The organism is Streptomyces sp. NBC_00019, assembly GCF_045041015.1.
In the GTDB taxonomy this organism is placed as follows: Bacteria; Actinomycetota; Actinomycetes; order Streptomycetales; family Streptomycetaceae; genus Streptomyces.
This window is the reverse complement of record NZ_CP108302.1, coordinates 8,696,514-8,717,044: the sequence shown is the minus strand read 5'-3', so window position 1 is coordinate 8,717,044 and position 20,531 is coordinate 8,696,514. Positions and strand designations below refer to the sequence as shown.

At 70.7% G+C, this 20,531-nt stretch carries 20 protein-coding genes and 1 pseudogene; 7 read left to right on the top strand and 14 right to left on the bottom strand.

Annotated features, from left to right (window positions below):
• Nucleotides 1-46: 46 nt before the first annotated feature.
• The 9 genes and pseudogenes from OHU89_RS40300 to OHU89_RS40260 all read right to left on the bottom strand — a co-directional run bounded on the left by OHU89_RS40300 (nt 47) and on the right by OHU89_RS40260 (nt 8,973).
• Nucleotides 47-1,048: a proline racemase family protein gene (locus OHU89_RS40300; RefSeq protein WP_405650022.1), complete on the bottom strand. Its 1,002-nt coding sequence runs from the start codon at nt 1,046-1,048 to the stop codon at nt 47-49.
• A 37-nt stretch (nt 1,049-1,085) separates the two neighbouring features.
• On the bottom strand, nt 1,086-1,991 hold the full coding sequence (locus OHU89_RS40295; RefSeq protein WP_405650021.1) for a dihydrodipicolinate synthase family protein: 906 nt from the start codon (nt 1,989-1,991) through the stop codon (nt 1,086-1,088).
• A gap of 45 nt (nt 1,992-2,036) precedes the next feature.
• Nucleotides 2,037-3,428, bottom strand: a pseudogene (locus tag OHU89_RS40290) (FAD-dependent oxidoreductase).
• On the bottom strand, nt 3,421-3,723 hold the full coding sequence (locus tag OHU89_RS40285) for a (2Fe-2S)-binding protein (protein WP_405650019.1): 303 nt from the start codon (nt 3,721-3,723) through the stop codon (nt 3,421-3,423). Before OHU89_RS40285 ends, OHU89_RS40290 begins: the two are co-directional and overlap by 8 nt.
• Nucleotides 3,720-4,880 (bottom strand): NAD(P)/FAD-dependent oxidoreductase, encoded by a 1,161-nt coding sequence (locus OHU89_RS40280; RefSeq protein ID WP_405650017.1) that lies wholly within the window; start codon nt 4,878-4,880, stop codon nt 3,720-3,722. Before OHU89_RS40280 ends, OHU89_RS40285 begins: the two co-directional genes overlap by 4 nt.
• 105 nt (nt 4,881-4,985) lie before the next feature.
• Nucleotides 4,986-5,801 carry an ABC transporter permease gene (locus tag OHU89_RS40275; RefSeq protein ID WP_405650015.1) on the bottom strand — a complete coding sequence of 272 codons (816 nt, stop codon included), beginning with the start codon at nt 5,799-5,801 and terminating at the stop codon, nt 4,986-4,988.
• Between the two features lie 31 nt (nt 5,802-5,832).
• The gene (locus tag OHU89_RS40270; RefSeq protein ID WP_405650013.1) at nt 5,833-6,696 is read right to left on the bottom strand and encodes an ABC transporter permease; all 864 of its coding nucleotides are present in this window, start codon (nt 6,694-6,696) and stop codon (nt 5,833-5,835) included.
• Nucleotides 6,697-6,699: 3 nt separating this feature from the next.
• Nucleotides 6,700-7,908: an ABC transporter substrate-binding protein gene (locus OHU89_RS40265; protein ID WP_405650011.1), complete on the bottom strand. Its 1,209-nt coding sequence runs from the start codon at nt 7,906-7,908 to the stop codon at nt 6,700-6,702.
• Between the two features lie 27 nt (nt 7,909-7,935).
• The gene (locus tag OHU89_RS40260) at nt 7,936-8,973 is read right to left on the bottom strand and encodes an ABC transporter ATP-binding protein (RefSeq protein ID WP_405650009.1); all 1,038 of its coding nucleotides are present in this window, start codon (nt 8,971-8,973) and stop codon (nt 7,936-7,938) included.
• A gap of 103 nt (nt 8,974-9,076) precedes the next feature.
• Here OHU89_RS40260 and OHU89_RS40255 point away from each other — a divergent pair, with 103 nt between their 5' ends.
• Together OHU89_RS40255 and OHU89_RS40250 are read left to right on the top strand one after the other, a co-directional pair.
• Nucleotides 9,077-9,835 carry a FadR/GntR family transcriptional regulator gene (locus tag OHU89_RS40255; RefSeq protein WP_405650007.1) on the top strand — a complete coding sequence of 253 codons (759 nt, stop codon included), beginning with the start codon at nt 9,077-9,079 and terminating at the stop codon, nt 9,833-9,835.
• A gap of 41 nt (nt 9,836-9,876) precedes the next feature.
• On the top strand, nt 9,877-10,638 hold the full coding sequence (locus tag OHU89_RS40250; RefSeq protein WP_405650005.1) for a cache domain-containing protein: 762 nt from the start codon (nt 9,877-9,879) through the stop codon (nt 10,636-10,638).
• 95 nt (nt 10,639-10,733) lie between these two features.
• Here OHU89_RS40250 and OHU89_RS40245 read toward each other — a convergent pair whose 3' ends face one another.
• A complete protein-coding gene (locus OHU89_RS40245) occupies nt 10,734-11,393 on the bottom strand; it encodes a hypothetical protein (protein WP_405650003.1) in 660 nt (219 codons plus the stop codon).
• A gap of 237 nt (nt 11,394-11,630) precedes the next feature.
• Here OHU89_RS40245 and OHU89_RS40240 point away from each other — a divergent pair, with 237 nt between their 5' ends.
• Both OHU89_RS40240 and OHU89_RS40235 read left to right on the top strand, forming a co-directional pair.
• Nucleotides 11,631-12,287 carry a helix-turn-helix domain-containing protein gene (locus OHU89_RS40240; RefSeq protein WP_405650001.1) on the top strand — a complete coding sequence of 219 codons (657 nt, stop codon included), beginning with the start codon at nt 11,631-11,633 and terminating at the stop codon, nt 12,285-12,287.
• A 32-nt stretch (nt 12,288-12,319) separates the two neighbouring features.
• Nucleotides 12,320-12,850: a toxin-antitoxin system, toxin component gene (locus OHU89_RS40235; RefSeq protein ID WP_405649999.1), complete on the top strand. Its 531-nt coding sequence runs from the start codon at nt 12,320-12,322 to the stop codon at nt 12,848-12,850.
• Between the two features lie 16 nt (nt 12,851-12,866).
• Here OHU89_RS40235 and OHU89_RS40230 read toward each other — a convergent pair whose 3' ends face one another.
• Nucleotides 12,867-13,889: an alpha/beta fold hydrolase gene (locus OHU89_RS40230; RefSeq protein WP_405649997.1), complete on the bottom strand. Its 1,023-nt coding sequence runs from the start codon at nt 13,887-13,889 to the stop codon at nt 12,867-12,869.
• 222 nt (nt 13,890-14,111) lie between these two features.
• Here OHU89_RS40230 and OHU89_RS40225 point away from each other — a divergent pair, with 222 nt between their 5' ends.
• Complete coding sequence (locus tag OHU89_RS40225) at nt 14,112-14,339, top strand: hypothetical protein (protein ID WP_266885729.1); 228 nt, start codon at nt 14,112-14,114, stop codon at nt 14,337-14,339.
• Between the two features lie 9 nt (nt 14,340-14,348).
• On the opposite strand, the gene OHU89_RS40220 is transcribed toward OHU89_RS40225, so the two are convergent.
• On the bottom strand, nt 14,349-15,023 hold the full coding sequence (locus OHU89_RS40220; protein WP_405649995.1) for a 4'-phosphopantetheinyl transferase: 675 nt from the start codon (nt 15,021-15,023) through the stop codon (nt 14,349-14,351).
• On the bottom strand, nt 14,971-15,879 hold the full coding sequence (locus tag OHU89_RS40215; RefSeq protein ID WP_405649993.1) for a metallophosphoesterase family protein: 909 nt from the start codon (nt 15,877-15,879) through the stop codon (nt 14,971-14,973). The genes OHU89_RS40220 and OHU89_RS40215 overlap by 53 nt, the downstream gene beginning before the upstream one ends.
• 266 nt (nt 15,880-16,145) lie before the next feature.
• Between OHU89_RS40215 and OHU89_RS40210 the strand changes: the two genes are divergently transcribed.
• Both OHU89_RS40210 and OHU89_RS40205 read left to right on the top strand, forming a co-directional pair.
• On the top strand, nt 16,146-17,285 hold the full coding sequence (locus tag OHU89_RS40210) for an ATP-grasp domain-containing protein (RefSeq protein ID WP_405649991.1): 1,140 nt from the start codon (nt 16,146-16,148) through the stop codon (nt 17,283-17,285).
• A 208-nt stretch (nt 17,286-17,493) separates the two neighbouring features.
• Nucleotides 17,494-19,173: a carbohydrate binding domain-containing protein gene (locus OHU89_RS40205; protein ID WP_405649989.1), complete on the top strand. Its 1,680-nt coding sequence runs from the start codon at nt 17,494-17,496 to the stop codon at nt 19,171-19,173.
• 106 nt (nt 19,174-19,279) lie between these two features.
• Here the strand turns inward: OHU89_RS40205 and OHU89_RS40200 are convergent, their stop codons facing one another.
• Nucleotides 19,280-20,530: an alpha-L-fucosidase gene (locus tag OHU89_RS40200; protein ID WP_405649988.1), complete on the bottom strand. Its 1,251-nt coding sequence runs from the start codon at nt 20,528-20,530 to the stop codon at nt 19,280-19,282.
• Between the last annotated feature and the right edge of the window lies 1 nt (nt 20,531).

The window sequence follows — 20,531 nt, the reverse complement described above, 5'->3', positions numbered from 1 at the left end:
GCCTCCGGAGAACCTGCCAGGACGCCAAGGGCGGCCGGGGGAACGCCTAGAGGACGAACCCGGCCGGGAAGGGGTCGGTCGGATCGAGCAGATACTGGGCGGTGCCCGTGATCCAGGCCCGGCCGGTGAAGCTGGGCAGGACGGCGGGGATCCCGGCGACCTCGGTGGTACCGAGGAGGCGGCCGGTGAACTGTGTCCCGATGAAGGACTCGTTCACGAACTCGGTGTTCAGGGGGAGTTCGCCGCGCGCGTGGAGCTGGGCCATGCGCGCGCTGGTGCCGGTGCCGCAGGGTGAGCGGTCGAACCAGCCGGGGTGGATCGCCATCGCGTGCCGGGAGTGCCGGGCGGTGGCGCCGGGGGCGTACAGGTGGACGTGGTGACAGCCGCGGATCGAGGGGTCCTCCGGGTGGACGGGCTCCTCCTCGGCGTTGATCGCCTCCATGAGGGAGAGGCCGGCCTGGAGGATGTCGTCCTTGCGGGAGCGGTCGAAGGGCAGCCCGAACTCCTCCAGCGGCAGGATGGCGTAGAAGTTGCCACCGTATGCCAGGTCATATGTCACCGTGCGCCCGTCGGCGAGTGCGATCTTGCGGTCGAGGCTCACGGAGAAGGACGGCACGTTCTTGAGCGTGACCGTCTTCGCGGCGCCGTCCTCGACCTCGACCTCGGCGACGACGAGTCCCGCCGGGGTGTCGAGCCGGATGGTGGTGACCGGCTCGACGACCTCGACCATGCCGGTCTCCACCAGCACGGTGGCCACCCCGATGGTGCCGTGTCCGCACATCGGCAGATAGCCGGAGACCTCGATGTAGATGACGCCCCAGTCGCAGTCCGGGCGGGTGGGCGGCTGGAGGATGGCGCCGCTCATCGCCGAGTGGCCGCGGGGTTCGTTCATCAGGAGCTGCTTGATGTCGTCGCGGTGCTCACGGAAGTACAGCCGCCGCTCGTTCATGGTCGCGCCGGGGATCGTGCCGATGCCGCCGGTGATCACGCGGGTGGGCATGCCCTCGGTGTGCGAGTCGACGGCGTGCAGGACGAGTTTGCTGCGCATGACGCTCCTGATGAACCTGGGGGATCCGATGGGACGGTCAGGCGAGTCCGGCGGCGACCGCCCGCTCGGTTGCCGCGCGCACCGCGGCCTCCTGCTCGGGCAGCAGCGGGACGCGCGGCGGACGGACGGGGCCGCCGTGCCGGCCGACGATGTCCATGGACAGCTTGATGGACTGGACGAACTCGACCTTGGAGTCCCAGCGCAGCAGCGGGTGCAGCTGCTCGTACAGCTTCTTCGCGGTGGCCAGGTCGCCCGCAACGGCCGCCCGGTAGAGCTCCACGCTCGCGCGGGGCAGCGCGTTCGGGTAGCCCGCCACCCAGCCCTTGGCACCGGCGATCGCCAGCTCCAGGAGGACGTCGTCGGCGCCGATCAACAGGTCCAGCCCGGGGGCGAGTTCGGCGATCCGATAGGCGCGGCGGACATCGCCGGAGAACTCCTTGACCGCGTGGATGTGGCCCTCGGCGTGCAGCTTTGCCAGCAGCTCCGGGACCAGGTCGACCTTGGTGTCGATGGGGTTGTTGTACGCCACGACCGGGACGCCCGCCTTCGCGACCTCGGCGTAGTGGGCCAGCACGGACCGCTCGTCGGCGCGGTAGGCGTTGGGCGGCAGCAGCATCACGGAGGCGCAGCCGGCGTCCCTGGCCTGCTCGGCCCAGCGGCGGGCCTCGGCGGAGCCGTAGGCGGCGACACCCGGCATCACGCGCTCCCCTCCGATGGCCGCCACGGCCGTCTCGACGACCTTGGCCCGCTCCTCGGGGGTGAGGACCTGGTACTCGCCGAGGGATCCGTTCGGTACGACGCCGTCGCAGCCGTTCTCGACCAGCCAGACGCAGTGCTCGGCGAACTTGTCGAGGTTGACGGAGAGGTCGTCGTTCAGCGGGAGGGCGGTGGCGACGAGGACGCCGCGCCAGGGGCGGCTGCCGGTGTTCTCGGTGCTGGTCATCTGGGATCCCGTCTCATCAATAGGGTGTGACATTTTACTGGTGGCTCAGCCGTTCTCGGGCTCGGCGGCCAGGACGCCGAGGGGCACGGGTCCGGCGAACGGGCGACGCGTCGGCGTGAGCGCGCACCCGGCGAGCCCCGCGACCGCGGGTCCGCACACCCGTCCCTGACACCAGCCCATCCCGGCCCGCGTCAGCAGTTTCACGGTCCGTACGTCCCCGGCGCCGAGCTCGTCGACGGCCTCGCGGATCGCACCCCCGGTGACCTCCTCGCAGCGACAGACGACGGTGTCGTCGGTGATCCGCTCGGTCCAGTGGGCGGGCGGTGCGTGGACGGCGTCGAGCGCGGCGAAGAACGCGCGCAGCCGGGTACGGGTCCGCGCGGCCGCGGCCCAGTCGCGCGCGTCGGGCTCGATGCCGCGCAGACGCGCCGCGATCGACCGGCCGGCGATGTGCCCCTCGGCGAGGGAGAGGGCGGAGCCGCCGATGCCGGTGGTCTCGCCCGCGGCCCAGACGCCGGGGACGTCGGTGCGCTGCTCGTCGTCGACGTGCACGTCCATCCCGTCGAGCCGGCAGCCCAGCGTCTCCGCGAGGTCGGTGTGCGGGAGCATGCCGTGCCCCACGGCGAGGGTGTCGCAGGCGATGCGGCGCTCGGTGCCGGACCTGACCCGCCCGTCGGCGTCGAGCGCGGCGACGGTCACCGCCTCCAGACACTGCGCGCCGTGCGCCTCGACGACGGTGTGGCGGACGAGGGTGCGCACCCGGTGCCGGAGCAACTGGGCCGCGTACCGGGCGCCTTCGGCGACTTTGCCGGGCTGGACCGCCAGGGCGCGGGTCCGCCGTACGAAGTCCTTCGGGTCGGCGGACTCGACCAGCGCGGCCACCTCCACCCCGGCCGCGGCGAGACCCGTGGCGACGGGGAGCAGCAGCGGGCCGGTGCCGGCGACCACGGCGGTGCTTCCGGATACGGCGAGGGTGCCCTTGAGCATGGCCTGGGCGCCGCCCGCGGTGACGACGCCGGGCAGGGTCCAGCCGGGGAACGGCAGGACCTTCTCGTAGCCGCCGGTGGCAAGGAGGACGGCGTCGGCGCGGACCGCGACGGGGTGCTCCTACTCGGGGCCGAGCAGGGCGTGCACGGTGAAGCCGACGTCCTGCCGCTCGACGAACCACACGTGATGATCCGTCAAGTGCCGTACCGCGCCCTCCTGTACGTGGGCTTGCAGGCCGTCCCTCAGCCGCTCCCAGGTGCGCCATTGGTGGTGCAGGGCCTGCGGGCGGCGGGCCCGGAGGCCTGCGGCGGGCCGGCGGTAGAACTGTCCGCCGGCTTCCGCGGCCGAGTCGATCAGGGTGACCCGTACGCCCCGTGACGCGGCGGCGACGACGGCGGCGAGCCCGGCGGGGCCCGCGCCGATCACAGCGAGGTGCGGCCGGTCAGCCATCGTGGCCCGTCCCCTCCTGCGTACGGATCGCGTCGCCCGGGTGCAACGGCACCAGGCACGCCCGTCGGTTGGGGCGGTCGTTGACGGTCACCAGGCAGTCGAAGCAGACGCCGATGCCGCAGAAGACGCCGCGCGGCCGGCCCTCTCCGCGGGTGGTGCGCCAGGAGGTGACACCGGCGGCCCAGAGCGCTGCGGCGACGGTCTGTCCGGGCAGCGCCTCGATCTCGCGGCCGTCGAGGGTGACAATGAAGGCCGGGTCCGGCCGGGCGTCGGCCAGTTCGAGCGGGGATCTCACGCGGTCTCCTCCACGGGGGCCGGGAAGCGGTCGGGTCGGAACGGCGTCAGGTCCAGCTCGGGCGTCTTCGCGGTCAGCGCCTGGGCGATCAACTGCCCGGTGCCGGTGGCCAGTCCGATGCCCGCGCCCTCGTGCCCGCAGGCGTGGTGCAGGCCGGGGACGCGCGGGTCGGGGCCGATCGCGGGGAGGTGGTCGGGCATGTACGGGCGGAATCCGAGGTAGGCGCGCATCGCCCGGACGTCCGTGAGGAACGGGAACAGCCGGGTCGCGCCCGCCGCAAGGGCCCGTAGGACCGGCAGCGAGAACGACCGGTCGAAGCCGACCCGTTCCCGGCTCGCGCCGATCAACACCGGCCCCGCAGCCGTCCCTTCCACGACCGGCGAGGTCTGCAGCGCGGCCGAGTCGCTGGCCACGTCGGCCACGTAGTCGGCGGCGTACACCTTGTGCCGGACCATCCGCGGAAGGGGTTCGGTGACCAGGACGAAGCCGCGCCGCGGGAGGACGGGCAGGTGGGTTCCCGCGAGCGCGGCCAGTTCGGCGCCCCAGGTGCCGGCCGCATTGACGACCGCCGGGGCATGGATGTCGCCCCGGTCCGTGCGGACGCCGCACACCGCGCCGTCCGGGGTGAGCAGTACGTCCGTGACGGTCCGGCCGGTGAACAGCCGTGCGCCGGAGGCGCGGACGAGGTGGGCGGCGGCCAGTGCGGGCATGACCTGGCAGTCCTGCGGATAGAGCACCCCGCCGGGCAGACCGGGGGCGAGGTGCGGTTCGAGGTCGTACAGCCTGTCTCCTACGACGGTTTCGGCGGCGACCCCGGCGGCGCGCTGTGTGTCGGCGAACCGCTCGAGCGCGACGAGTCCGTCCGGCGTCGAGGCGACGACCACACCGCCCTTGGCCTCGTACTCGACGGCCTCCCCCAGCTCCTCGGCGAGGTCCGCCCACAGGCGCCCCGACAGCAGGGCCAGGTCCAGTTCCGGTCCGGGTTCCTTGTCGGAGACGAGGAGGTTGCCCTCACCGGCTCCGGTCGTGCCGCCGGCCACCGGACCACGGTCCACGGTGATGACGTCGAGGCCCGCCCGGGCCGCGTACAGGGCGCAGGCAGCGCCCACCATTCCGGCTCCGACGACCACGACATCGCAGGTCAGTCGCTTACTCACGGCAGTACTATGTCACATACCTCTCTATCTGGGAACGCCACCACGCAGAGGAAGACGCCGCGGGGTGAGTGCGGCGGGGGCACCCCCACACAGGGGTGCCCCTCGTCAGACCCGGCTCCCGGTCGCGGTGTCGGAGGCCAGTCGCTGGGCGACGTAGATCGGGACGACGGAGAGCAGGACGAGCACCGCCGCCACCACGTTGACCACCGGGGCCTGTTGAGGCCGTGTCATGTTGTTGAAGATCCAGATCGGCAGGGTCTCGACACCCGGTCCGGCGGTGAACGTGGTCACCACGACCTCGTCGAAGGAGAGCGCGAAGGCGAGCAGTGCGCCCGCGAGGAGCGCCGAGCGCACCAGCGGGAAGGTGACGTCCACGAAGGCGCGGAAGGTGTGGGCACCGAGGTCCATCGCCGCCTCCTCGTACGAGCCCGAGGTGCGTCGCAGCCGCGCGACGACGTTGTTGAACACGACGACGATGCAGAAGGTGGCGTGCCCGACGACCACGGTGAACAGCCCCAGACCGACCCCCAGCGGCTCAAGTACCGTGCCGAACGCCGAGTTGAGCGCGATGCCCGTGACGATGCCGGGCAGCGCGATCGGCAGGACGACCACGAAGGAGATGGCGTCGCGGCCGAAGAAGCGGTGCCGGGCGACGGCGAAGGCGATCAGCGTGCCCAGCACCAGTGCGATCGCGGTGGCCCCGAGGCCCGCCTTCACCGAGACCCACAGCGCCTCGCGGGCGCCCTCGTTCTTCCAGGCGACCGACCACCAGTGCCCTGTCAGCCCCTGCGGGGGCCAGCTCGCGCTCCGGTCGGGGTTGAAGGAGTTGACGAGGACGAGCACGAGCGGGACGTAGATCACCGCGAAACCGAACCCGGCGGCGACGCGCAGGGCGATACGCGCGGAACGGGAGAGCTGCATGACATACCACCCCCTTTCTTCGAAAGCCTCGTCAGAGGCTGCTCAGTGCGCCCGTGCGGCGCATCGCCAGCAGGTACAGCACGATGACGACCACCGGGACCGTGCCCAGCGCGGCGGCCATCGGCAGATTGAGTTCGATGTTGGAGTAGACGAGGTTGCCGATCAGCTGCGTCTTGCCGCCGACGATCTGCACGGTGATGTAGTCACCGAGGCTCAGCGAGAACGTGAACACGGACCCGGCCGCCACCGACGGCAGCACCATCGGCAGCACCACCGACCGGAAGGTCCGCCCGCCGTTCGCCCCCAGATCCGCCGACGCGTCGAGCAGGTTGGCGGGCAGCTGCTCCAGTGCCGTGTGGATCGGCAGGATCATGTACGGCAGCCAGAGGTACGTCAGCGTGAGCACCGCGGCGGTCAGCCCGTACCCCGGGCCACTGAGCCCGAACGGCTTCAGCATCCAGTCGGCGAGCCCTCCCTCGGAGAGGATCAGCCGCCAGGCGTACACCTTGACCAGGTAACTCGCCCACAGCGGGGTGAGGATGGCGACCACGAGCAGGGGGCGCCACCGGGGCTCGGCGACACGCGCAGTGAAGAAGGCGAGCGGGAAGGCGATCACCGCGCACAGGGCGGTGACGGCCAGGGCGACACCGATGCTCCGCAGGATCACCTGCCGGAACACCGGTGTCGTGAACAGGGCGTGGAAGTTGTCCGTCGACCAGACCTTCACGACCTCGGAGGTGAAGGAGTTCGTCGTCCAGAACGCGGAGACGAACAGCACGCTCAGCGAGCCGAGATAGAGCACGGCCAGCCACAGCAGCGGCGCCGCCAGCAGGAGGGCCAGTCGGAGACGGGGGCGGCGGTGCAGCGCCCCCGCGGTCCGGGTCGGTACGGTCACGCCTCAGCCCTTGATCTCGGTCCAGGCCTGGACCCACTTCGCGTACGGCACGCACGTGACGTCGGTGCGGCCGTCGAGACACTGCTCGATGGGCGTGTTCCAGAAGGCGATGTTCTTCCAGTAGCTCTCGTCGGTGGCGTGGTAGGTCGTGCAGAAGCTCTTGTCGCTGGTCAGGGCGCAGGCCTCGGAGTTGGCGGGCGCCTCCCCGAAGTACTCGGCGACCTGGGCGTTGGTGTCCGGCGAGACGATCCAGTCGAGCCACTTGTAGGCGCAGTTGGGGTGCTTGGCCTTGGCCGAGATCATCCAGGTGTCGGACCAGCCGGTGGAGCCCTCCTTCGGCACGAACGCCTTGACCTCGGCGCCCTCGTCGGCGGTGAGGTTGGCGATGACCTGCCAGGTGGTGCCGACGACGGAGTCACCGCTCTTGAAGGCGGAGATCTCCTTGAGGTAGTCGCTCCAGTACTCGCCGACGTTGGCGTTCTGCTGCTTCAGCAGGTCCACGGCGGCGTCGAACTGCTTCTGGTCCAGGGCGTAGGGGTCCTTGATGCCGAGGTCGGGCTCGGTCGCCTTCAGGTACAGCGCGGCGTCGGCGATGTAGATGGGCGAGTCGTACGCGGTGACGTGGCCCTTGTACTTCGACGCGTCGTCGAAGACCGCGGCCCAGGAGGTCGGCGCGGGGGTGACCTTCTCGGTGTTGTACATCAGCAGGTTGGCGCCGCGGCCGTGCGGGATGCCGTACATCTGGCCGTCGACGGAGTTCCAGTCGCCGTCCTTCAACCCGCTGAAGATGTCCTTGTAGTTGGGGACGAGGTCGGTGTTGACCGGTGCCGCGTCTCCGGAGGCTATGAGGCGCAGGGAGGCGTCGCCGGAGGCGGAGACGGCGTCGTACTGGCCGGTCTTCATCAGCTTGACCATCTCGTCGGAGCTGGCGGCGGTCTTGGCGTTGACCTGGCATCCGGTCCGCTTCTCGAAGTCGCTGACCCAGTCGACCTTCGGGTCGTTGGAACCGTCCTCGACATAGCCGGCCCAGGCGATGAGGTTGACCTCGCCCTCGGTCTTGCCGAGCTTCGACTGCGCCTTCAGATCAGGGGGGTTGAGGCCGGTGGCCGAGGAGCCGTTGCCGCCGTCGTCGGAGGATCCGCAGGCGGTGACGGCGAGGAGCAGTGCGGCGGCCGCGGCCGCCTTGAGGGTGAGGCGCACGACGTACTCCATACGTGAGGGGACGAGCGAAGCTGGGCGTCAGTCGGGGACGGGCACGGCGACGGCATGGCGACGGTGCCATTGCAGTCGCACCCGTGTGCCGCGGTAGGCGGCGACGTCCTCGGAGGAGGTCTCCAGGTTCTGCTGGAGCGCGATGAGCCGGCCGCCGTTGTCGAGGTCGACGAGGAAGCGGGTCGCGTCGCCCAGGTAGACGACCTCGGCGACCGTGCCGACGGCGGTGGAGTGCTCCGGTTCGTCGGCCTCGGCGCAGTCCTTCAGGACGCGGATCTTCTCGGGGCGGATGCTGTAGGTGCCCGGGGTGCCGACGATCCGGTGGGCGGACTCGCCTTCGAGGAGGTTGGAGGTGCCGACGAAGGACGCCACGAAGGGGGTCGCGGGGCGTTCGTAGATCTCGGCCGGGGTGCCGACCTGTTCGATGCGGCCCTGGTGGAAGACGGCGATCCGGTCGCTCATCGTCAGGGCCTCCTCCTGGTCATGGGTGACGAAGACGAAAGTGATGCCGACCTCGCGCTGGAGCGCCTTGAGTTCGACCTGCATCTGTTCGCGCAGCTTGAGGTCGAGGGCGCCGAGCGGTTCGTCGAGCAGCAGCACGCCGGGGCGGCCGATGAGGGCGCGGGCGAGGGCGACGCGCTGGCGCTGGCCGCCGGAGAGCTGGCCGGGGCGCCGCTTGCCGAACCCTTCGAGGCGGACCTCGGCGAGTGCCTTGCGGGCCCGTACCAGCCGTTCCGCCCTGGGCACCTTGCGGACCTTCAGCGGGTAGGCGACGTTCTGCTCCACGGTCATGTGCGGGAACAGGGCGTAGTCCTGGAAGACGGTGTGGACGTCCCGCTCGAAGGGTGCGAGGCCGGTGACCTCCTGCCCGGCGAGTTCGATGCGCCCCTCGGTCACGGCCTCGAACCCGGCGATCATGCGCAGGACCGTGGTCTTGCCGGAACCGGAGGGTCCGAGCATCGAGAAGAACTCCCCGTTCCGGATCTCCAGGTCGACCCCGGCCACGGCGGTCGTCTCGCCGAACGACTTCCGCAGACCCTGCAGCCGGATCGCCATTCCCTCCATGGGCGGGAACCTTTCTGGAGCTGTCCTGCGTTGAACTGTTGACCTGAAACATATGAAGTCATAGTTCAAAGCTCAAGGCCCCCTTAGGGTAAAGCTTGAGTCAATGCGCAAGGTGGTGCCCGTGAAGCAGCAGCACATGAACGGCGGCGCCCGCAGAGCCGTCTTCGCCCCGGTCGACAGCCGGGCGCGCGTGGACACGGTCGTACGACGGATCGGCGACGCCATCGAGCTCGGGCTGCTCGCCGACGGGGAGCAGCTGCCGGGCGAGAGCGAGCTCGCCGGGCAGCTCGGGGTCTCCACGGTGACCTTGCGGGAGGCACTGATGGCGCTGCGCCAGCAGGGACTGGTCACCACCCGCCGGGGCCGCGGCGGCGGTTCCTTCGTCTCCCTTCCCGAACTCCCCGGCGAGGACCGGCTCAGGGTCCGGCTGCGCGGCTGGAGCACCGAGGAGCTGCGCGACCTGGGCGACCACTGGGCGGCCCTGTCCGGTACGGCGGCCCGGCTCGCCGCCGAGCGCACGGACCCCGACGACCTCGTACAACTGCGCCGTACGTCCGAGGAGTTGGCGCAGGCCGCGGACGCGGCGGCGCGCAGCCGGGTGTACGGGCGGTTCCATGTGGAGCTCGCCGCGGCCGCGCAGTCGGCGCGGCTCACCCGGGAGCAGGTGGCGCTGCAGACGGAGGTCGGGGCGCTGCTGTGCCTTGTGCTCGGGGACGACGAATATCGTGAAGAGGTGTCCGAGCGACTCCGATTCGTCATCTCGGCCGTGCAGGATGGGGCCCACGAATCGGCCAGGGAACTCGCCGAGCGGTGCGTCCAGGAGTCGACGTCGCGGCTGATCGCCCTGCGTCTGACGCTGTAGCCGCACCGGCCGCCCGGTCCCCCGTCCGCAGGAGGGCATCCATGAGCCTGGCGACGGCAACACGCGACAAGGCGCCCGAGGAATCGGTCACGGCCCGGGTCCGCGAGGCCCTGGAGGCGGTGTTCGAAACCGTGGCGGCGACCCGTGGCGACACGACGGCCCTGCTGGAGCGAGTGGCCGCACAGGGCCGCCGCCCGGCGACCGTGGACCTCGCCGCGCTCCGCCCCGGCCTCCATCTGCGGCTCGCCCGCGAGGAGTTGGTCTCCGGGGTCGGCTTCGTCGCCGCGCCGGGGCTGCTGGGCGACGTGCCGGCGTGGCTGGAGTGGTGGCAGTCAGGGCGGGACGGGGACGTACGTCCGCTGCTCCTGGACCTCGATCCCGAGCACTCGGCGTACGCCGACTACACGCACTGGGACTGGTTCGCCCTCCCCCGCGACACCGGGGAGCGCGCGGTGGCCGGTCCCTACGTCGACTACCTCTGTTCCGACGAGTACAGCCTCACCCTGTCCGCACCGGTGCAGGTGGCGGGGCGGTTCGCCGGGGTGGCCGCCGCGGACGTGTATCTGCGGCACTTCGAGGCGGCCGTCATGCCGATGCTGCGCCGGCTGCCCGGTCCGGCGCGGCTGGTGAACGCGCGCGGCCGGGTCGCGGCCTCGACCGACCCCCGGCATCTGGTCGGTTCGCTCAGCAAGGGGCCGGACTTCGCGCGGGCGCTCGCGTCGGGCCGCCCGGGGCACACCGACGGGCTGCGGCTGGTGCCGTGCGACGGGGTGCCCCTGGTGCTGGTGACCGCCGTTCGGTGACCGGGGGCGGGGGCCGACACGATCACGCCGAAGGTGCGCGGCAGTCGGCCGGCCGGCGGCCGTCAGGGCCGGGAATGCCAGGACGTCCCCCGCACTCACTCCGCTGCGGGGACCACCGTCAGGTGGGCGGCGGAACGGCGTGCGCCGCGGGACCTGGCCGGCGTGGGGCGCGTCTCGCGGAGTACCAGGGTCAGGCGGGTGTAGCCCAGCTCCCGGAGAGTGGAGGACGTCTCGTCGACGACACGGCAGTCGGTGGCGCCCCAGCGCGGGTCGGGGTGCAGGACCGGGCGGACCCCGCCGTCGTGGGCGAAGGCCCGCTCGCCGACCGCGCGGATCCAGTGCGGCAGACCGTGCCGGTAGGCGGCCTCCATGATGGGGTCCTGGGCGATGTCCCGGCGGATCGACTGCAGCCCCTGGTCATGGCCGTGGCGCTCCACGGCGGCCGCGAAGTGGGCGAGCATCGGCAGGCACCAACTGGACTCGTGCTCACCGAGAACCGTGCCCGCGTCCGGGTGGAACAGGACGAACCTGAGGAAGTTGTCGTCGGGCATGGCGGTGGGATGCGGGCCCACACCACGGAAAAGTGTCTCGAAAGCAGTGTTCGACAGCACGACGTCCCACCGGTGGTCGAGAACGACCGAGGGAAAGGGGACCGCTTCCAGGAGGGTGGCGTAGTCCTGCAGATACGCCCGGGCCTCAAGACTCTCGGGGACGGGCCGCGGCTCCGGCCGCTGCCCTCCTGCCTGTTGTGCCATCGGGAGGTCACCCCTCTTGCCTATGCGGCCTTCACGCGGCGCCCTGATCCTGCTGCCCGGGCGCGAGGCGTGTCAACTATCGTGGCATTTCGTGCCTGTTGACGGCTGAAATTGGCCACAGTTGTGGCGAGACCTGGATGTAAGTTCGAACGAGGGGCTACTCTCCCGGGAGTTCACGGCAACCGCTTGTGATGATCTTCTTGTGAGAAGCCAGTGAGAGACGTAGGAGATCTGTCGGTGACGGATGGCTTCGCGAGTCCGGCCGCCGCGGTGACGGCTGCGCTGCCGGGCGTCGTCGCCCGGGTCACCGTGCTCGCCGACCGGCTCGGTGTGCCGCATGCGGAGGTCTTCCACACCGGCCGCCTGTCGGTGGCCTCCGGCGTCCCCGAGCCCGTGGTGAAGTCCCTGCTCAGCGGCCGCCCCGCGGGCGAACCCGACGTACAGGCCCGTTTCCTGCAGCGCCTGGACCTGCTGCGCCGCACCCGGCTCAAGCCCAACGGCCGCAAGTACACCCAGCAGGAGATCGCCGACGGCGCCTTCATGTCACGGCAGCAGGCGGGTGCCCTCATCAACGGCGACCGGCGTCCCACCATGGAGCACTGCGACGCCATCCAGCGCTTCTTCCGTGTGCACGCCGGTTTCCTCACGGCCGAGGACCCCGAGGCGCTCGCCGGGGCCCTGCAGCGCACGGAGCAGGAGCTTCTGCAGAAGCTGGCCGACCGTGAGAAGGAGGCGACGGCGACGGCAGGCGATCCGCTGGAGCGGCTGCTGCAGGACCACGGCGTCCGCGGGATCGCCTGGCGGGCGGCACAGCTGCCCACCGACCAGCACCGAGACAAGGTCGCCGAATGGCTGGACATGCTCCTGGAGAGCGTCAAACGGCCCGAGTCGTGAGCCGGGGGGTAACTGTGGGCATCGGTAGGGAAATGCGCCGCCTGTGCGGCGAGCTGGTAGCGGAACTCACCCTCCCCGCACCGGCGCGTCCGGCGGACCTGTACACCGAACTCTGCGCGGCGATGAGCCGGCGCCGCGGCCGCCCGGTCCACTTCCGTACGGCCGCGTTCCCGCCCGACACCGCGAGCGGGCTGTGGCTCGACATGGCCGACCAGGACCTCGTCGTCGTGGAGGAACGCACGGCTCCCGGCCACCAGTTGGTCATCCTCGGCCACGAGCTGTGGCACATGAAGGCCGGGCACTGCAGTCACCATGTCGAGGGCGCCGCGGTCGCGGCCCGCATGCTCAGCGACGACGCCGACCTGCGGGCCACGGTCCTGAAGGTCGCCGCCCGCAGCCGCTTCGACCAGGCCGACGAGAAGGAGGCCGAACGCTTCGGCCTGCTTCTCGCCAGCAAGTGCCTGACCTGGCTGGACGGTTCGCCGACGCGGGGGCCGGTTCAGCGCGACCGTCTCGCGGGCCGTATCGAGGCGTCGCTGGGTTACCTCGGTCCGCAGAGCTGACCGGCACCGCCGCCGGTCAGGTCGCGCTGCGTTCGCTCGCCTCGCGCAGGTCGCGTTGGGTGGCACGGCTGAGCGGGATGCCGGGCCGTCCCTCGCACAGCAGCTCGCGCCAGTGCTCACGGCTCCAGTCCGCCGGAGCCGTGGTCGCGGTGAACTCCTCGACCAGGGAGACGAAACGCCCCGGATCGGCGTGGAACGGGAAGTGCCCCGCCCCTTCGAAGATCTCCAGCCGGCTCCCCGGCATCGCCTCGTGCGCCCCGAACGCGTGCCGCACCGGCACCACACTGTCCCGGTCGCCCCACAGCAGCATCGTCGGCATGCCCTCGGTCAGATAGCACCGGTCGAGCATGGTCACCACCTGCCCCCGCCAGTCGACCACCGCGCGCAGCGTGCGGATGAAGGCGTTGCGTGAGGTCTCGTCCGGCAGCGCGTCCACGAGGTTCAGCAGGTCGGGTGCGTCCTGCCCGAGATCGGTGTCGAGCAGCTTCATCAGCCCTACGGCGAGCCCCACTTGCCACCGCATCCCCGGCAGCCGCAACGACGACAGCATCAGATGGGCCCCGGGCAGCGACACCATCCGCAGCACGGGATTCACCTCGCGCCCCACGCCGCCCGCGCTGACCAGAATGAGCCGCTCGGTGCGCTCGGGGAACTGATAGGCGAACTGCATGGCCACACCACCGCCCAGCGAGTGCCCGACGAGAGTCGCCGACTCGATGCCGAGGGTGGTCAGCAGATCGCGCACCCCGTTGGCGTACGCGGCCACCGAGTAGTCGGCGCGCGGTTTGTCCGAGGCGCCGTGGCCGAGCAGGTCGGGGGCGATGACGGTGTGGGTGCGGGCGAGGTCGGGGATCAGCTCGGCCCAGGTGGCGGAGGAGTCCCCGATGCCGTGGATGAGGACCAGCGCGGGCCCCTCGCCGGCCATTCGGAAGGCACGGCGGTAGCCGTGCACGACCCGGTACTGCAACTCGAGTTCACCGTCGCCCACCGAGCGCAGCCGTACGGTGCGCGCCGGGCGCCGGTGCGGGACGTCGACCACGCACGTGCCTCCCCGTTCCCTGGGCCGCCGAGCAGCGGCCGAAAGCCCTTGCTCCCAGCGTAGGACGGCTTTCCCACCGGGGATTTCGTGGAGGTTTCACCTCCGCTAAGCGGGCGAACCGGGGAGTGGGCGGGCCTCATTGTCAGTGGTGGGCGGCAAGCTGGAGTTGCACCCCCTTGTACGGGTGCGTGACCGATGAGCCGACTTGGGGAGAGCCGACCGATGCACACCGCCGTACTGACCGACCGCGAGCGCACCGCCGTCCAGGCCTACCTGCGGCTTCTGCACACCGTGCGCGCCGCCTTCGACGGTCCGCCGGACGCGCCGCGGCCACCGGTCGTGCCGCCCGCCGTGCTCGCGGAGGCGGAGCAGGCGCTGGCGGACGCGGGTCTCGTGGGCAACGAGGAGGAGTTCTTCCGGCTGCTGCAGAGCTGGTTCCCGCGTCCGTGAGAGCCCGGCTCAGTCGTGCGGCACCACGACGGCCGTCGCGACCAGCCCGCGCCGGACGGTCCAGCGGCCCTCGAAGCGGCCCAGCCGCCGGCCGCCCACCGTCGGTCCGGGTACGAGGAGTTCGGCGCTGAGGCCGCCGCTGAGCCGTTCGCCGGGGTGGGCGAAGAGCTCGATGTCGGCCTCGGTGAAGTCGAGCCACTTCCCGGTCAGCGGGAACCACGCCTTGTAGACGGACTCCTTGGCGCTGAACAGCAGCCGGTCCCAGTGGATGTCGGGCCGCTCCTCGGCCAGCCTGCGCAGCCGGGCCGCCTCGGCGGGCAGGGAGGTGCAGGCCAGGACCCCTTCGGGGAGCGGCTCGTGGGGCTCGGCGTCGATGCCGAGGGAGGCCAGGTCGGCGGCGCGGACCAGGGCGGCGGCACGGTAGCCGTCGCAGTGGGTCATGCTGCCGGCCAGTCCGGTAGGCCACCCCGGAGCGCCGCCGACGCCGGGCAGGACGGGCTGAGGCGGGACGCCTAGCTTCTCCATGGCCCGGCGGGCGCAGGAGCGTACCGCGGCGAACTCGCGTCGGCGTTTGTCCACCGCCCGCGCCACGACCGCCGCTTCCTCGGGGTACAGCGGCGTGGTCTCGTCGTCACCGTACGTCTCCACGGCCACCACCGTGTCCGGCAGCAGCTCCTCGATCACTGGGCCCGACCTCCTTGGGCAGGATGCGGCGCAGCCGTCCCGGCGGGTCGGGGCGCTTGCGCCACTCCCGGGGGTATCCGACCGACACCTCTTCGAAGCGGACACCGTCGTGCCAGGTGGTCCGCGGGATGTGCAGATGACCGTAGACCATGGTCTCGACGCGGAACCTGCGGTGCCAGTCCGCGGTGAGCGCCGTGCCGCACCACATGGCGAACTCGGGGTACCAGAGCACCTCGGTCGGGTGCCGGTCCAGCGGGTAGTGGTTGACGAGCACGGTGGGCAGGTCGTCGGGCAGCTCGGCGAGTCTACGGGCGGTCGCCTCGACCCGGGCCCGGCACCATGCCTCGCGGCTCGGGTAGGGGTCGGGGTGCAGCAGGTGCTCGTCGTTGCAGACGATGCCGGTGCCGTACGCGTACTCCAGCCCCTGCTCCTTGGTCGTGCAGCCGGCGGGCAGGAAGGAGTAGTCGTACAGCAGGAAGAGCGGGGCGACGGCGACCGGGCCGCCGGGGCCCTCCCAGACGGGATAGGGGTCCTCGGGGGTGGTGACGCCGAGGTCGCGGCAGAGCGCGACGAGGTGTTCGTAGCGCTCGACGCCGCGCAGGGTGACCTCGTCGTCGGGGTGGGTCCACAGTTCGTGGTTGCCGGGGGCCCAGACGACCTTGCGGAAGCGGCCGGCGAGCGTCTCGAGGGTCCAGCGGATCGCGGACACGGTCTCGGCGACGTCACCGGCCACCAGGAGCCAGTCCTCGTCCGTCCCGGGGCGCATCCCCTCGACGAGGGCGCGGTTCTCCGGGTAGCCGACATGCAGGTCACTGATGGCCAGTAGCTGTCCGGAACCACCGGCCCTCGACGTCACCTCTGTCCCCCTCCGAGCACACGAATGGGACCACGACAGCACATTCACGGCGCCCGGACAAGCGGGCCCGGCCCGGAGAGGGATCGATCAAGATCGAATAATCCGTAACACGCGCGTTGCACGCCGGGCCCTCGGGAAGCCGTATGATCGCCCCAACACCACCGCCATGAACTTCCCTTCGCGCAGGGCGGTTTGGTGACCCTCCTCACACCCTGGCCGGGTTCGGCCTGCTTCGCCGTGCCCGAAAACCCCGAAAGGCGGCCTGCATGATCTCTCGCGTACGCGTCTGGCTCAACCGCACGTACGCGGAGAACGTGTTTTTCATGGATCAGCTGCGCCGAAATCCCTGTGATCGCGCCGTCAAGATCCATGCGACGCACGGCGACGCGGACTCCCCCGTACTGGCCGCCGCCGACACCGCCGAGCTGGAGCCGGAGGGCTTGTCCCCGGCCGCGTACGTCGAGTACGCGCTCGACCAGTGCACCCGCCGCGGCATCGACGTCTTCGTGCCCCGGCTGCACCAGTCGGCGATCGTGGCGCACCGCGCGGACTTCGCGGCAGCCGGTACGGCTCTGCTCGCTCCGCCGCCGGAGGCCGTGGCCGTCTTCCACGACAAGGTGATCGCGTACGAGGCCGTCCAGGCCATCGGGGTGCCCGTGCCGCCGTGGTACCGGGTGCGGACCGCGGAGGAACTCGTCGTCGCCGTCGAGAAGTTGGAGGCGGACGGGTACAAGGCGTGCTTCAAGCCGGCGTCCGGTGCGGGCGGGGTGGGCTTCCGCGTGATCACGCGCGCCCCCTTCTCGCTCGATCACCTCAACGGCTTTCCCAGCCCGTACGTACCGCTGGACACGGTCGTGGAGGCGCTGACGCAGGCCGACGAGCCGGTGGACTGGCTGGTCATGCCGCGTCTGGAGCAGCCGGAGGTCTCGGTCGACTGCCTCACGGGGACCGACAACCGGATCCGGCTGGCGGTGGGCCGCACCAAGAACGGGCGCCGCCGTGGGTTCACGCTGCACGAGCAGTGGCTGGAGCCGGCGCGGATGATCGCGGAGGGGTTCGGGCTGCACTACCTGTCCAACATCCAGTTCCGGATGTTCGGTGACACGCCGGTGCTGATGGATGTCAACACCCGGCCTGCCGGTGGGCTGCACCAGCTGTCGCTGTGCGGGGTCAACGCGCCTTGGGCGGCTGTGCAGTTGGCGCTGGGTGAGGACCCGGGGGAGATGGCTCCGCCGTTCCTGGGTCAGGACTACACGGTGGTGTCGGGGCCGCGGCAGCTTCGGCCGGTGGCCATTCCGCATCAGAGGGCGGAGGTTTCCGAACCTCTTCCTGTGCCGGCACCTGCGGAGGCACAGGCGGTTGCCGTCGACTCCGTCTCGGCTGCGGGTCAGGTACTGCCGCTCTAGCTTGTCGGCCGGGTGCGGGTTCGTCGTGGCTTGTCGCGCCCACGCGGCGGAGCCGCACGTCGACACAGCCCCGCGCCCCTCAAGGCATCTCCACTCACCGGTATGGACCAATTCCCTCCCTCACCCTTGACAGGTGGATTGGTCCATACCAACTTGTGTTGCGCACTTCCCTGTACTCCCGAACACCCCATTTCTTCAGGGAGATCATGTGCGCACTCCACTTCTACGGCGCTCCAGACGTCTCTTCGCTCTCCTGGGTACCGCGGCTCTCGCACTGGCCGGGGCCGTCGCTCTTCCCGGTACGGCCCAAGCGGCCAATGTTCTGACCAATCCCGGATTCGAGTCGGGGGCCCTGAGCCCCTGGTCCTGCACCGGCAATCTCGGGTCGGTCGTCTCCTCCCCCGTGCGCGGCGGCTCCAGGGCGCTTGCCGGTGCGGTGAGTTCGAGTGACATCGCCAAGTGCAGCCAGACCGTCGCCGTGCGGCCGAACGCCGCGTACACGTTGAGCGGCTGGGTGCGCGGCAGCTACGTCTACCTCGGCGTGGACGGCGGTTCCTCCACATGGACCTCGTCGCCGTCGGCGTACAGCCAGCTCAGCGTGTCCTTCACGACCGGTGCCTCGCAGACGAGCGCCACCGTCTACACCCACGGGTGGTACGCGCAGGGCACCTACTACGCCGACGACATCAACCTCGACGGCCCGGGCGGCAGTTCGGACACGCAGGCGCCGACCGCGCCGGCGAGTCTACGGTCCACCGGGAAGACGTCGTCGAGCGTGTCGTTGGCGTGGAACGCCTCGACGGACAACGTCGGTGTCACGGCGTACGACATCTACAGCGGGTCGAACCAGGTGCTCAGCGTCTCCGGTACGAGCGCCACCGTCAGCGGGCTCTCCGGCAGCACCGCCTACACGTTCACCGTGCGGGCGCGGGACGCGGCCGGGAACTCCTCGGCGGCCTCCAACCCCGTGAGTGTCACGACGGACGCCGGTGGCGGGGGCGGGACCGGGTTCAAGCAGGCCGCGCCCTACCTCTACCTCGGCTGGGGTGATCCGCCGAGCGCCACCTCGGTGATGAGCTCGACCGGGATCAAGTGGTACACGATGGCGTTCATCCTGTCCTCCGGCGGCTGCAACCCGGCCTGGGACGGCAGCAGGCCGCTGACCGGCGGAAACGACCAGAGCGTCATCAACTCCATCCGTTCCGCGGGCGGCGACATCGTGCCGTCGATCGGCGGCTGGAGCGGCAACAAACTCGGGCCGAACTGCTCCACCGCCGAGGCGCTGGCGGGCGCCTACCAGAAGGTGATCGACGCCTACGGGCTCAAGGCGATCGACGTCGACATCGAGAACACGGACGAGTTCGAGAACGCGACCGTGCAGGACCGGATCCTGAACGCCCTGAAGATCGTCAAGGCGAACAACCCGGGGCTGCGGACCATCCTGACCTTCGGGACGTCGACGACCGGTCCCACGTACTGGGGCAACCGGCTCATCGAGCAGGCCAAGGCGCTGAACGCCGGTATCGACGTGTTCACGATCATGCCGTTCGACTTCGGCGGCGGCGCCGACATGTACGGCAGCACCGTGAACGCGACGGAGGGGCTGAAGACCAAGCTGAAGTCCACCTTCGGGTGGGACGACGCGACCGTCTACGCCCACATCGGCGTCTCCGGTATGAACGGGCTCTCCGACCAGCAGGAGCTCACCTCGACCGCGACCTGGACCTCGATCCGGGACTGGGCGAACTCCCACCACATCGCGCGGCTCGCGTTCTGGTCGGTCAACCGTGACCGGCCGTGCCCGGGCGGCGGCGTGGTCAGCAACTGCTCCGGCATCAGCCAGAGCAACTGGCAGTTCACCTCGATCACGGCCGGCTTCACCGGCTGAGCCGGCTGACCGCGTATCCCCACGCCTGCGCCGACTCGGCCAGGCGTGGGGTAGTTCGACGGCGGCTCGGCCTGGCGGGCCCGGGGACCGTCGTCCCGTGGCGTCGTCAGAACCGTCCCGCGCCTCGGTACAGCTCCAGTTCCCCCTCCAGTTCGACCGCGAGCACCGTGGCGTGCGGGTCGAGGTCGGCCTCGGCGGGCGGGTCGATCCACAGCACGCCGACGGCCTCGTGCAGTCCGCCGACGACACGGTGGGCGAGCTCCGTGCCGGTGCCGAGGACGGTGACCTTGCGGACCGGGGTGGCCAGGCCGCGGACGCCGATCTCGGCGCGGGGGATGTCGAACAGGGTGAGGTAGAGCGTACGGCCGTCGGCGGACAGGGTGCTGGGTCCGTAGTGGTGCCCGGCCGGCAGCCCGCGCACCGTCCCGTACACCGCCTCCGCGTGTTTCGCGATCCACTCCCCCAGCCCTTCGAGGCGCTCCACCTGCGGCTGCGGGATGGTGCCGTCCTCCATCGGGCCGACGTCGAGCAGCAGGTTGCCGCCCCCGCCGATGGTCTCGGTGAAGTAGCGGACGAGCTGGGTGAGCGACTTGTGGTTGTGGTCCTGGTGCTGGTAGCCCCACGAGTCGTTGATGGTGAGGCACAACTCCCAGGGGCCCTCAGGGGGTTCGATGGGGGCGCCCTGTTCGGGGGTGGCGTAGTCGCCTTCGCTGAGCATGCGGGCGTTGAAGACGACGTCGGGGTTGTACGAGCGTATGAGCGCGGCGAGTTCGCGAATACGCCACTGCTCCTCGCTGCGGTCCCACTCGCCGTCGAACCACATCAGGTCGGGCCGGTAACGGGAGGCCAGCTCGCGGATCTGGCCGTCCCGGTAGGCGATGAACCTCTCCCAGGCCGCCAGATCCTCGTCCTCGGCCGAGCATTCGGAGTAGCGGTTGTCCTCCTGCTCCGGTGGGCGGCCCGGCTTGCGGGTGGTGGCGTAGTCGGGGTGGTTCCAGTCGGAGTGCGAGTAGTAGAAGCCGACCTTGAGGTCCTTCTCGCGCAGGGCCTCGGCGTAGGGGCCGATGTAGTCCTTGCCGAGGTTGAGGTCGCCGAACTCCGTGTCCCACAGGGCCACTCCGTCATGGTGACGGGTCGTCAGGACGGCGTACCGGGCGCCGGCACGGGCGAACAGGTCGGCCCACTCACGAGGGTCGTACTTGGCGCCGGTGAAGCGCTCCAGCTGGGACATGTACCGGTCGTGCGGGACGATGTCGTCGTAGAACGACCAGGACTCCTGGACGCCGTCGACGGCGTAGATGCCCCAGTGGACGAAGATCCCCAACTTGGCGTCGGTGAACCAGGGTTGCATGGGCATG

Excerpts from the sequence above, each read along its gene's own strand:
- OHU89_RS40210 (WP_405649991.1), top strand. The coding sequence starts at position 16,146 with ATGATCTCTCGCGTACGCGTCTGGCTCAACCGCACGTACGCGGAGAAC.
- OHU89_RS40300 (WP_405650022.1), bottom strand. The coding sequence starts at position 1,048 with ATGCGCAGCAAACTCGTCCTGCACGCCGTCGACTCGCACACCGAGGGC.
- OHU89_RS40245 (WP_405650003.1), bottom strand. The coding sequence starts at position 11,393 with ATGGCACAACAGGCAGGAGGGCAGCGGCCGGAGCCGCGGCCCGTCCCC.
- OHU89_RS40255 (WP_405650007.1), top strand. The coding sequence starts at position 9,077 with ATGCGCAAGGTGGTGCCCGTGAAGCAGCAGCACATGAACGGCGGCGCC.
- OHU89_RS40200 (WP_405649988.1), bottom strand. The coding sequence starts at position 20,530 with ATGCCCATGCAACCCTGGTTCACCGACGCCAAGTTGGGGATCTTCGTC.
- OHU89_RS40260 (WP_405650009.1), bottom strand. The coding sequence starts at position 8,973 with ATGGAGGGAATGGCGATCCGGCTGCAGGGTCTGCGGAAGTCGTTCGGC.
- OHU89_RS40275 (WP_405650015.1), bottom strand. The coding sequence starts at position 5,801 with ATGCAGCTCTCCCGTTCCGCGCGTATCGCCCTGCGCGTCGCCGCCGGG.
- OHU89_RS40225 (WP_266885729.1), top strand. The coding sequence starts at position 14,112 with ATGCACACCGCCGTACTGACCGACCGCGAGCGCACCGCCGTCCAGGCC.
- OHU89_RS40250 (WP_405650005.1), top strand. The coding sequence starts at position 9,877 with ATGAGCCTGGCGACGGCAACACGCGACAAGGCGCCCGAGGAATCGGTC.
- OHU89_RS40265 (WP_405650011.1), bottom strand. The coding sequence starts at position 7,908 with ATGGAGTACGTCGTGCGCCTCACCCTCAAGGCGGCCGCGGCCGCCGCA.
- OHU89_RS40295 (WP_405650021.1), bottom strand. The coding sequence starts at position 1,991 with ATGACCAGCACCGAGAACACCGGCAGCCGCCCCTGGCGCGGCGTCCTC.
- OHU89_RS40235 (WP_405649999.1), top strand. The coding sequence starts at position 12,320 with ATGCGCCGCCTGTGCGGCGAGCTGGTAGCGGAACTCACCCTCCCCGCA.